Source organism: Corynebacterium argentoratense DSM 44202 (genome assembly GCF_000590555.1).
GTDB lineage: Bacteria > Actinomycetota > Actinomycetes > Mycobacteriales > Mycobacteriaceae > Corynebacterium > Corynebacterium argentoratense.
On sequence record NC_022198.1, the window covers coordinates 1,508,922 to 1,519,317 of the forward strand.

General features: G+C 59.3%; 16 protein-coding genes and 2 pseudogenes. 12 read left to right on the forward strand and 6 right to left on the reverse strand.

The features are described 5' to 3' along the window. Window positions 1–13: 13 nt before the first annotated feature. Complete coding sequence (locus CARG_RS10270) at window positions 14–181, forward strand: hypothetical protein (protein WP_169733212.1); 168 nt, start codon at window positions 14–16, stop codon at window positions 179–181. Window positions 182–183: 2 nt separating this feature from the next. Here the strand turns inward: CARG_RS10270 and uriH are convergent, their stop codons facing one another. Continuing rightward, window positions 184–1,122, reverse strand: coding sequence for a uridine-preferring nucleoside hydrolase UriH (uriH, locus tag CARG_RS07090; RefSeq protein WP_021011967.1), 939 nt, complete (start codon window positions 1,120–1,122; stop codon window positions 184–186). 36 nt (window positions 1,123–1,158) lie between these two features. Then, window positions 1,159–2,535, reverse strand: coding sequence for a uridine transporter UriT (gene uriT / locus CARG_RS07095; protein ID WP_021011968.1), 1,377 nt, complete (start codon window positions 2,533–2,535; stop codon window positions 1,159–1,161). 131 nt (window positions 2,536–2,666) lie between these two features. Here uriT and CARG_RS07100 point away from each other — a divergent pair, with 131 nt between their 5' ends. The 6 genes and pseudogenes from CARG_RS07100 (at window position 2,667) to CARG_RS10275 (ending at window position 6,011) form a co-directional block, all read left to right on the forward strand. After that, window positions 2,667–3,692 (forward strand): hypothetical protein, encoded by a 1,026-nt coding sequence (locus CARG_RS07100; RefSeq protein WP_021011969.1) that lies wholly within the window; start codon window positions 2,667–2,669, stop codon window positions 3,690–3,692. Further along, window positions 3,683–4,012, forward strand: coding sequence for a hypothetical protein (locus CARG_RS07105; protein ID WP_021011970.1), 330 nt, complete (start codon window positions 3,683–3,685; stop codon window positions 4,010–4,012). The genes CARG_RS07100 and CARG_RS07105 overlap by 10 nt, the downstream gene beginning before the upstream one ends. A 55-nt stretch (window positions 4,013–4,067) precedes the next feature. Then, window positions 4,068–4,406, forward strand: a pseudogene (locus CARG_RS07110) (substrate-binding domain-containing protein); the annotation flags it as partial. A gap of 43 nt (window positions 4,407–4,449) precedes the next feature. Beyond that, complete coding sequence (locus CARG_RS07115) at window positions 4,450–5,406, forward strand: ribokinase (RefSeq protein WP_021011972.1); 957 nt, start codon at window positions 4,450–4,452, stop codon at window positions 5,404–5,406. Continuing rightward, complete coding sequence (gene rbsD, locus CARG_RS07120; protein WP_021011973.1) at window positions 5,400–5,786, forward strand: D-ribose pyranase; 387 nt, start codon at window positions 5,400–5,402, stop codon at window positions 5,784–5,786. The genes CARG_RS07115 and rbsD overlap by 7 nt, the downstream gene beginning before the upstream one ends. Before the next feature lie 60 nt (window positions 5,787–5,846). Further along, on the forward strand, window positions 5,847–6,011 hold the full coding sequence (locus CARG_RS10275; protein WP_021011974.1) for a hypothetical protein: 165 nt from the start codon (window positions 5,847–5,849) through the stop codon (window positions 6,009–6,011). A gap of 83 nt (window positions 6,012–6,094) precedes the next feature. On the opposite strand, the gene CARG_RS07125 is transcribed toward CARG_RS10275, so the two are convergent. Further along, window positions 6,095–6,508, reverse strand: coding sequence for a hypothetical protein (locus CARG_RS07125; RefSeq protein WP_144198591.1), 414 nt, complete (start codon window positions 6,506–6,508; stop codon window positions 6,095–6,097). A 105-nt stretch (window positions 6,509–6,613) separates the two neighbouring features. Here CARG_RS07125 and CARG_RS07130 point away from each other — a divergent pair, with 105 nt between their 5' ends. Further along, window positions 6,614–7,123 (forward strand): GNAT family N-acetyltransferase, encoded by a 510-nt coding sequence (locus CARG_RS07130; RefSeq protein ID WP_236620137.1) that lies wholly within the window; start codon window positions 6,614–6,616, stop codon window positions 7,121–7,123. On the opposite strand, the gene CARG_RS07135 is transcribed toward CARG_RS07130, so the two are convergent. Further along, complete coding sequence (locus CARG_RS07135; RefSeq protein ID WP_021011976.1) at window positions 7,089–7,688, reverse strand: TMEM175 family protein; 600 nt, start codon at window positions 7,686–7,688, stop codon at window positions 7,089–7,091. The genes CARG_RS07130 and CARG_RS07135 overlap by 35 nt on opposite strands. After that, entirely contained in the window at window positions 7,685–8,536 is an 852-nt protein-coding gene (locus CARG_RS07140; RefSeq protein WP_021011977.1) for an aldo/keto reductase, read from the reverse strand. The genes CARG_RS07135 and CARG_RS07140 overlap by 4 nt, the downstream gene beginning before the upstream one ends. Window positions 8,537–8,667: 131 nt before the next feature. Between CARG_RS07140 and CARG_RS10610 the strand changes: the two genes are divergently transcribed. The 4 genes and pseudogenes from CARG_RS10610 to CARG_RS10750 form a co-directional block, all read left to right on the forward strand. Beyond that, a complete protein-coding gene (locus tag CARG_RS10610; protein WP_081761648.1) occupies window positions 8,668–8,793 on the forward strand; it encodes a MerR family DNA-binding transcriptional regulator in 126 nt (41 codons plus the stop codon). After that, the gene (locus CARG_RS07145; RefSeq protein WP_169733213.1) at window positions 8,747–9,073 is read left to right on the forward strand and encodes a MerR family transcriptional regulator; all 327 of its coding nucleotides are present in this window, start codon (window positions 8,747–8,749) and stop codon (window positions 9,071–9,073) included. The genes CARG_RS10610 and CARG_RS07145 overlap by 47 nt, the downstream gene beginning before the upstream one ends. 90 nt (window positions 9,074–9,163) lie before the next feature. Further along, window positions 9,164–9,793, forward strand: a complete 630-nt coding sequence (locus CARG_RS07150) for a mycothiol-dependent nitroreductase Rv2466c family protein (protein ID WP_041747084.1) — start codon at window positions 9,164–9,166, stop codon at window positions 9,791–9,793. 162 nt (window positions 9,794–9,955) lie between these two features. Then, window positions 9,956–10,045 (forward strand): annotated as a pseudogene (locus CARG_RS10750) (hypothetical protein); the annotation flags it as partial. 143 nt (window positions 10,046–10,188) lie between these two features. On the opposite strand, the gene CARG_RS10755 reads toward CARG_RS10750, so the two are convergent. After that, a complete protein-coding gene (locus CARG_RS10755; RefSeq protein ID WP_407637016.1) occupies window positions 10,189–10,395 on the reverse strand; it encodes an ATP-binding cassette domain-containing protein in 207 nt (68 codons plus the stop codon). Window position 10,396 lies beyond the last annotated feature (1 nt).

A 10,396-nucleotide genomic window follows, 5' to 3' on the forward strand; every position in this document is an offset into this window, starting at 1 on the left:
CTGTTACTAGGAGTTGATCGTATGGTCGCGCGTGGAGGGTAAAAACGGTGGTCGCTACCGGGTGGGTGACTACATCATTCAGGGCAGCACGGAGCGCGCCTATGTCACCCACGTTGATAAGCCCGGCTCGGCGCTGATCACCCCTTCGGAGATACTCTTAAGCTCTGAGCAAAACGGCTAGCGCTAGCGTGTTTCGATCACAGCGATCGCTTCGGTGACGAGTTCCCAGAAGCGGCCGTGATCGAGCTTGACTGCCACCTGTGTGTGGCAGTCTTCGGGGGCGGGCCCACGGAAGTCAGCCACCGTCATGCCGGTGGTGAGTGCTCCGCTGAGCTCCACGTCGACGGGGACTTTTCGGGTGCTGACGACGCTCGGGTCAATCAGGTAGGCAATGGTGCAGGGGTCGTGCACCGGCGGGTCGACGAAGTCTTGGTTGGCTTGGTAGGCCTTGCGGAAAAAGCCCATGAGGCCGACGACAAATTCGCTGGCCTCTGTGCCCAGGGCCTTGATTTTTTCTTCCACCTCAGGGGTACACAGGGCCTGGTGGGTGAGGTCGAGGCCCACCATGGTCACCGGCCAGGGCTCGTTGAACACGATGTGTGCGGCCTCTGGGTCGACCTTGATGTTGAACTCCGCCACGGCTGACCAGTTGCCTTCGTGGTAGCCGCCGCCCATAAGCACGACTTCGCGAACGCGCTCAACAATGCGGGGTTCTTTGCGGGCGGCCATCGCAATGTTGGTCAGCGGACCGGTGGGCACGAGCGTGATGGTGCCGGGTTCGCTATTCATGACGGTGTCGATGATGAAGTCCACCGCATGGGTGTCTTCCGGGCCGTGAGTGGGCTCGGGCAGCTCCACTCCGTCGAGGCCACTGTCGCCGTGAATGTCTTCGGCGACCTCCACGCTGCGGACCAGGGGGCGATCGCAACCGGGGTAGACCGCGACGTCATCAAGCCTGGCGACCCGCAAGGTAGCGAGTGCGTTTCGGGTGACCTTCGGCAGGGTCTGGTTGCCGCCGACAGTGGTGACACCCAGCAGATTGATGGCGGGATTGCCGCCGGCGAGGATGATGGCGACGGCGTCGTCGTGTCCGGGGTCGCAGTCGAGGATGATGTCACGCATGGGTTTTGGTCTCTTTCCTAGCGTTCAACAGTGGTGTTAGTTGCTGTCTTCGGTGCGTGCGGGCGCGGGGATCAGCGTGGAGGTTGCGGCCGCGAGCAACAAAATGACGGCACCCGCAAAGATACCCGCGCTGGGGCTTGCCGCGGTGGACACGGCGAACAGGATCGCGAAGCTCAAGCCCGCACCCAGGTTGAAGGCGCCGGCGTTCATGCCCGGCAGGTAGCCCTGGTTGTCCGCGGGCGATAGCACGATGCCCAGGCCGTTGAGCATGATGTTGGACATGCCCGCATAGGTGATGCCGATAAACAGCGACAGCAGAAGCAATGCTGTGCGGCTGATTCCGTCACTGAGCAGCCACAATACTGCCAGGCCGGCGACGGTGCCGACCAGACCGATTTGCAGGACGAGCTTGTAGCCCAGCTTGGCGGCGAGCTTGCCGGTGATAGGCCCCATGGCTAGGCCGGCGAGGGCGTAGGGGGTCAGTGTCCACCAGGAGACGACGTCGGCGTTGATGCCTCCGGCTTGGGCAATGTTGGGCACCAGGCCGTTCATCACGGCGAACACACCAGTCATGGTCAACAGGGTGGTCGACAGCAGAGCCCAGGTGCGGCGCTGAAGCATATACTCGGTGGTCACCAACGGGTGCGGGCTGCGCTTTTCGACGTTCCAGAATGCGACGAAACCAATAATGCCGACGACGATGAGCACCGCCACCAGCCACCAGCGGGCGTCGGCGAGTTTGCCGGCCTCATTAAAGGCGATCAGTACCGAACCCAGAGCGATGACAAGTGGTGCAACACCTACCCAGTCCATGGGTTGGGTGACGGCCGCTTTAGTTTCCCCGGTGCGCAGGAACACGGCGATGACGGCGACGGCGCAGATCAAGGCCATCACCCAGAAGATGCTGCGGAAACCATAGTGTTGGGCTAGCCACCCACCGGCCAGCGCGTCCACACCGGCGATACCACCGTTGACGGAGGTGAGGATCGCCATGAGCAGTGCGTATTGCTTGTCATTGGGCACGTGTGCGCGCAGCATGATCAGGCACATGGGGACGGTGGGGCCGGCAACGCCTTGGATCACGCGGCCAACAAACAGGGTGCCCACCCCGGGGGCTAGTGCGCTAACGACGCAGCCGATGGCGGTAGCCAGCAGCATGCCCAGCAGCACTTTGCGGCGGCCAATCAAGTCACCCCAGCGCGGGAGGAAGAGGGAAAAGAGTGCGGCTGCGGTGAAGAAGGCGGTTTGTGTCAGACCGATTTGGGCGTCGGTGGCGTCAAGTTCCCGGCTCATGGTTGCGAGTGCCGGCGACAGCATGGATGCGTTGAGTTGGAAGGCGAACACTGCAGCCAAGAGCGCAAGCAGTAGGGGTACTGCTTGGGAGTTGGGAACTCTGGTGGTCGGTGTAGTCATGGGGACTATTATCCATGACGCCGCGTTGCCCATCCTGTGAGGCAAGGTTCACTGCGGTGGGTTGAACACGGGGTGTGAAACATGCGGCGGGGCAACCGGTTTTTTACTCAGCTGCGGGTAAGAATGTCTGCGTGAATGTTCAGCCCCGCGATCTGCCTGACAACGTTGATGTTGTTGTCACCTTTGAGGGTCAGACGCGCCTGACAACCGGTTCTTTCCCCCAGCAGTCGGCACCGGCATCCGAGCAGCAGCAGCAGGCGTGGCCTGCTCACAATATTGATGATGACGCCGCGATGGCCAATGCGCCTGCGGATAGTAATGCTGAGCAGCCTGTGTGGGAAAAACCCGAGCAGATTCTCCCCCGCCGCGCGCCACGCATACACTCCGATCCGGAGGGCAACAAGGGTATTAGCGTGGCGGAGTTGTTGGCACGCGAAGGCCGCACTCCCCGCCGCAGGACCACAGATGAGGCACTCTCACAACCTGAACCCCGATCAGAGGAGACCCCCACCGCGCATTTTGCCCGCGTGCACGGGGTAAGTGCCTATGCTGCTGCTGTCGCGACGGAGACTAAAGCGGAGGAAGAGTCCGCGCTGCGGGCAATGCTCCGCCACAGCGACGAAGAAGATTCGGCGCACACCCCTAACACTGTCGACACTATCGACAGGATTGAACCGGCAGACTCGGCAGACACGGCAGACACAGCGGACACGGTTGTTGCCACGCAGGCTGCTGGACAACTGGGGGCTACTGAACCGGCTGGACTGTTCTTTGGAGAAGAGTTCTTGGAGCGCCCGCGGGTAAGCACCCTTCCCGCGGGCTTCGAGCCGCACCTGATGTGGCCCTCGGCGTTGGCCAATTTGAACCGGTGGCGCTGGGCGATGGCCGCGAGCTTCGTTGAAGCGTGCGCAGGCACCGCCATGATGGGCATGCACGCGTTGGGCTTGGGCGAATCCGCAGTGTATTCGAACGGCATGGGTCTTGCGGGCATCGCTTTAGTGGCGGGTTCCATCACCCAGGCGTGTGCTGCGGAACTGTTGTTCCGTCCCGTCGTTCCCGATGAGCTCCCCTACCCGATCGACCACACAGCAGAGCACCCACACGGCGATGTTTTCGCTGATCAGGATGCACATTTTGGGGAGGAACAATGGAACTAGCGTTGCTTGGCGCCAGCGGCTTGGTGTGCCTGCTACTTCTAATCCGATGCGTACAGGTGTTCCACCTGCACTCCAGCGCGTTGGTGGAGGTAGACGCGGGCCACGGCGGCGTCATCACCCGCGTGGCTAACCCTGTGGAATACGCCGCTCGTGCCAGGCGTTGGCGGGGTGCGGCCTACGGGTGGGTTGTGGTGACCGCGCTTGCCGTTGTGTTGGGTGTGGTGGGCTCCCATGGCTGGTTTATTCCGGCGTTGGTGGGTTTGGTGGCTGCCACCTACTGTGTGCAGATCAGCCGCCGCCTGTCGGAGTTTACTTTCTAACAACCATCCGGGTTGCCCTACAACCCCAGCTGCTCCCGAGCCACTGGGTTTGCCTCGTAGACGGGGCTTGAATGTGGCAACCAACCTGCTGCAGGCGCACCCGAACGTGAAGGCTATTTTCGCTGAGAATGACGAGATGGCGTTGGGCGCACTCGAGGCCCTCGGTGCGCGCGCCGGTAGCGACGTCATGGTTGTTGGTTTCGACGGCACCGCTGATGGTTTGAAGGCTGTGGAGTCCGGCCTCATGGTGGCCACCATTGCTCAGCAGCCCGGTGAGCTGGGCGCGAAGGCCGTTGAGCAGGCCGCAAAGCTGGCTAAGGGTGAGCCGGTTAAGGCCGAGGTTCCGGTCGAGGTTGTTACCGTCGCCAAGGACAATGTCGCCGACTTCAAGTAAAGCTCGTTCACTGTTTGTTTGACCTGTGTGAGAGTGTCTAAGTATGTCTAGTTCTGTTTCGCCAAAGACCGCTGCCCCGTCTGTTGATGTTGTGGTGGTTGGTTCGATCAACGCCGATCAGGTTGTGCGTGTGCCCCGCCACCCGAAGCCCGGGGAGACCCTGTTGGGTTCTTCTCTGACGCATACGGCTGGCGGTAAGGGCGCGAATCAGGCTGTTGCTGCGGCGTTGCAGGGCGCGCGGGTGGCGTTTGTTGGCGCCTATGGTTGCGACGCATACGCCGATGTCGCGCTGGAGTTTTTGCGTTCCAGCGGCGTCTATTTGGCCGCCACTCGCGAGTTGGACACGAATACTGGTTTTGCTGCTATCCAGGTGTCGGATGACGGGGAGAACTCGATTGTGGTGATCCCCGGAGCGAACGAGCAGGTGGACGCCGCGTTTGTCTCCGACAATGGTTCCGTGATTGATGACGCCGCGATGGTTCTGTTGCAGGGCGAGGTTCCGGCTTCTGGTTTTGCCCAGGCTGTAGACATGGCTGTGGCGGCGGGCCGGCGCGTGGTGGTTAATCTTGCTCCGGTGATTGAGGTGGATCGTGAGGCCTTGTTGGCTGCGGATCCGTTGATGGTCAATGAGCATGAGGGCGGTTTGGTGCTTGAGCAGCTTGGCCTGCCGGTGCCGGCGGGCGATGCTGCTCGTGTGGCTGCCCTGCTGGAGGCTGGTTTCGCGTCGGTTGTGATGACTCTTGGTGCCCGCGGTGCGCTGGTTGCGTCTGCAGATGCCCCTGAGCCTGTTGCTGTTGCGAGCCCCAAGGTCACCGCCGTGGATACAACAGGCGCCGGTGATTGCTTCGCTGGTGCTTTCGTGGCGCATATGGCGGCGCATCCGGATCAGTGTGATCTGGTGGCTGCGGCGGAGCATGCGGTCCGGGTGGCGGCTTTCTCGGTGCAGCATCCTGGTGCGCAGGTCTCTTACCCAGATAAGGAGGCTGAACTGCCGTGTTAAAGCAAGGATTAATCAACCGTGATCTGCTGGCCTATGCCGCCGAGCTTGGGCACACTGATTCGTTTGTGATTGCAGATTGTGGACTGCCTATCCCGGAGCATGTGCCGGTGGTGGATGTGAGCGTGGAGTTCGGATACCCCGAGTTCTTCGATGTGACCGGCCGCCTGTTGCCGCATATTGTGGCGGAGTCTGTGGTGGTGGCGAAGGAAGCCCCCGCTGCGTTTGGTGAGGAACTTGCGCTCTATGTTGCGGATGCCCAGCAAGAGGTTGTTAGTCATGAGGAGTTAAAACGCCTGGTTGCGGACGCGAAATTCGTGGTACGCACTGGTTCCGTGGTGCCGTATTCGAATGTGGTCGTCCGCTGCGGGGTGCCCTTCTAGTTTCCTCGCTACCTGGCGCCAGTCGGTACGGCCGGGCGCTGCCGGGCGAAAACGTGCACCATGATCTGGAATATCGTTGGTATCGCCGTAATTTTCTTCATTCTGTCGCCGGTTTCCTACTACCTCAGCACCGACAGGCGCCTGCTGAAGCTGGCTCGTGAATCAAAGTCGGAGAATCGCGAGGGCTTCACAAACCTCGTGCTCGACACCCAGTGTGCTGGTTGACGGGTTAATCAAAACCGTAAGTAGGCGGCTAAATCGCTGGCGGCCCGCGTTTCATAAGGGGCCGCCAGTTTTTGTGTGTGCGGCTAGCGCTGCTCGGCGCGAAGCCTGCGGGCTGCGCGGAAATAGCGCACGGCCACAACCAGCACCACCAAGGAGAACACCAAGCGGATTGTTGCGACTAGGCCGTTCTGCGGCAGCATAGCCAGAGCGAACATCAGGCCTAGGGCGTAGTAGAGGACATTGTCCTGATAGAGCTTTGCGGCAGGGCTCTTCGCGCGCGGGCCGAACACCGCCAGGGTTTGAATGACGTAGACCATCAGGGACACACCGAGGTGCAGGTAATTGCTGGGACTATCCGCGAAGCTGCCGGTGGTAAATGAGACGACGATGACGGCGAGCAAGACGGCCCACCAGGCGCCTGCCCAGGCGATGCAGTAGTTGGTGGAGGTGTAGTCGGTGGCGGCGCGGCGCTTGTGGTGGCTGGGGGTGTCACTCATGGTTTCTAGGTTACCTGCCGGGATGAACACGAGTCTTCCTGGTTCGAGCATCACCAGTAACATGGTGCACCGTTACTGCTGTGGGAGTAGAAGGGATGGTCACTGATGGGCATTGAACGCTTACGTGCTGCTACTGCCTCACTGCGCTCGGCGCGTGCCCCGGAGGATTACCCGGCACTGTTGGATGTGTGGGCGCGGAGTGTGGCAGGCACGCACGATTTCCTTAAGCCTGAGCATTTCGATGTCTTGCGGGCCCAACTCGTGACTAGTTTCTTCCCCCACGTCACGTTGACGGTTGCGGTGGTTGATGGCAAGCTTGTGGGTTTTTCAGGTGTTGCTGGCGACGGACTCGAGATGTTGTTCGTGGACCCCGACTGGATGGGCTGTGGCGTCGGGACTCTTTTGCTTGATGACGCCGTGGGGCGTCAGGGGGCACGTCGGGTGGACGTTAATGAGCAGAATGAGTCCGCGTGGCGTTTTTTACGAGTCGAAGGGTTTTCACGTGGTCGCCCGCAGCGACCGGGACGGCCAGGGATGGGACTATCCAATTGTGCACCTAGAAAGGTAGCTTCGGATAGTACTACCGCTGGCGTCGCACCCGCGGTGCGACGTTGATGAATGCTGCGGCGATGAGGATACCGAGCATCGCTGCGGGTGGGTAGATAAAGGACAGTGCAAAGCCTGCTGCTTTAATCAGCAGGTCCGCTGCTAGCCAACCATTTCGACTATTCGTAAGGTGCTCGAACTCAAGATTGTCGGGGTTGGCTTTAACCAAAGACCGGTTGAGTGCGATGGTGCTGATCGTGACCAAAATAGCCACGAGCCCGTAGAGGGCTTGCGGGACGGTTGCGTAGAACTCCTCGTTGACCCAACTGGTGGTGTAGGGAAACCATGCTGCGAAAAACAGCGTCAGCATTGATAGTCGCACGACTGCCGCATCGATGTGTTTGATGTGATGCCACATGTCGTGCTGGTGGATCCACAGTGAACCCAGCCAGAAAAACGATAGGGTGAAGGCAAAATATTCGCGGTAGAGTCCAGTGAAAGCTCCCCAGGTGGGCTCGGCAGGCTTCGGCAGTTCTAGCACCAAGATGGTGATGATGATTGCGAGGACTGCATCAAAGAATGCTGTTAGCCGTTCTTTCCCCATGGTGTTTTTTGGCTGGGTATGTGGTGTCACAGGTCTAGGCGCCTTTCAGAGAGCATGCGTACCATCGCGGGGTCCCGGTGGTCGAAGAATTGGGATGTTGGCTGGTCCAACTCCGCGATGGCTTTCATGTCTTCAGCATTCAGTTCGAAGTCAAAAATGTCAAAGTTAGCTTCGATCCTTGATGGAGTTGCCGACTTGGGAATCGCGACGATATCTCGTTGCAGCAGCCATCGAAGCACAACTTGAGCTGTTGTTTTGCCGTAGCTTTCGCCGATTGCAGCGAGTACGGGGTTGGTGAATAGCCCGTTTTTGCCTTCGGCGAAAGGTGCCCACGCTTCGTGTGTCACTCCCAGTTCTTCCATGGTGAAGTGGGCTTGTGCTTGTTGGTGGAAGGGATGTGTCTCGACCTGGTTGACTGCGGGGAGTACCTGGTTGTGTAGTGCTAGGTCCACTAGTCGGTCGGGCGCGAAGTTGGATACGCCAATTGCTCGGACTACGCCTTGTTGGTTCAGTTCTTCGAGTGCTCGCCAGGATCCGTAGTAGTCACCGTAGGGCTGGTGGATGAGGTAGAGGTCGATGTAGTCGACGTCGAGGAGTTTGAGGGATCGTTCAACGGCCGCTTGGGCGTTGTCGTAGCCTTGGTCGTCAACCCACAGTTTTGTGGTGATGAAAACGTCTTTGCGCGCGACGTCACTGGTGCGGATGGCTTCTCCGACGGCGTCTTCATTTTGATATGAGGCTGCGGTGTCGATGAGTCGATAACCCGTTTTCAGTGCAGTTTGTACGGAGTTGATACATAGGTCACGGTCGTCGACTTGGAAGACTCCGAAGCCGAGCATGGGCATTTCTACGTTGGGGGCGATGGTTTTGGTGAGCATGGCTGCCGCCTTTCTGCTTTTCTTCAGCCGGCGGGCGTGTGGTGGGGGCCTGCAGGCTAGGACACTTGTCACGCTAAAGGGTTCGAGTGGCTCGAAGGCAAATTGTGGTTGGGCCGGCTTATCCTGTTGCTATGGATCTGACTATCAAGGATGTTGCCGACCGAACGGGCCTGAGTGCTCACACGATTCGCTATTACTGCGATCAGGGGCTTGGTCCCTTCGGTTCAGAGGGACAGCAACAATCAGAGACTGTTTAATGAGGATTGTTTGGGCTGGCTAGAGGGGGTGAAGGTACTCCGCGAGTGCGGTATGAGCATTGCGGATGTTCGGGCGTATGTGCAGCAATGCCTTAGGGGCGATGAGACACTGTCGGAGCGTATGGGCCTGATTGAAAAGTATGCGCATATCGCTGATGCTCGGTTGCTTGAGGCGCAGGCGCGTGCGGATTACTTGCGAAAAAAGTTGGCTTATTATGCGCAGATTCGGGATGGCCTCGTGCCGGACACGACTGATATCAGCCGGTGGGGTCGCCGCTAGTTGGCGGTGCCGGCGGAATACTCGCACTGCTGGCTGCGTTGGTGTGGGTGAAAGCTAGGTATCGATTTTTCGTCTAGAAGGAGCCTTGTGATGAGTACTTCCCCTACCCCTGTGACGTTGTATTTTGATGTATCTTGCCCGTTTTGTTGGGTGACTTCCCGTTGGATTAAGGAGGTGGAGAAGGTTCGTGACGTCGCGGTGACTTTCGCTCCGATGAGTCTTGCGGTTCTTAATGAGGGTCGCGAGGAGTTACCGGAGGATTATAAGGCGAAGATGCAGGCTAACTGGGGCCCGGCGCGTGTGTTCGCGAAGGTGGCGTTGGAGCGGCCGGAGAAGGTTGACGAGTTGTATACGGCGATGGGCACGTTGATTCATAACGGTGGCCAGGGCGGCAAGCAGGGTTTCGGCGCGTATAACGGGGTTATTGCGCAGGCGTTGGAGCAGGTGGGGTTGCCTGCGTCGTTTGCTGACGTCGCGGATACTGATGAGGTTGATGGTCACTTGCGGGAGTTCCAGGCTCGGGCGATGGAGCGTGTGGGCAATGATGTTGGTACGCCTGTGATTGAGCTTGGGGATCGCGCGTTCTTTGGTCCGGTGTTAACGCGTATCCCGCGCGGTGAGCAGGCGGGTGAGTTGTTTGATGCTGCGGTGGCTTTGGGTACGTATCCGCATTTCTTTGAGTTGAAGCGCGGCCGGGACGAGTCCCCCACCTTCGACTAGACCCTAGCCAGCCCCTCAAAAAAACGAAAACCCAAAGTGCTAACAAAATCTGCTTTTCTACCAACATGAACGATAGAAAAGTAGATTTTTCGTTATCCTAGTGGCATAAAGTTACTGGAATCTCTACGAGCACTGTGCAGCATTGCGTACGTTCAGAATGGAATGTTTACCGCTACCCAGGCTGCTAATGATGGCATTGATGCTAACACTCTTGGACGACTGTCGGCGGAAAACCTGATCTACCGCTTACGACGCGGCGTCTATATCCACGCCGCAGTAGCCGAGACTCCCCACACAGACCTAGCTGCGGCATGGCTAGCGGCTAGGCCCGCCATTTCTGCCCCCGACCGTTTTGTGGAGTGCGACCCCGTGGCGGCGTCGCACGAGTCTGCAGCCTACGTGTGGGGCTTAGGTGATGTAATTCCAGCGAAACACACGTTTACTTGCTCGGTCCGGAAGCAGACCTCCGCCAGCGACGTCTCGTGGGTGATATCAAGCGCACTGGTTGGCTCGTCGAGGAGCAGGATCTTCGGCTCTTGAGCCAACGCCCTGGCAAGGCTTGTCAGCTGCTGCTGGCCACCGGAGGTAGCCCGCACAGGCATG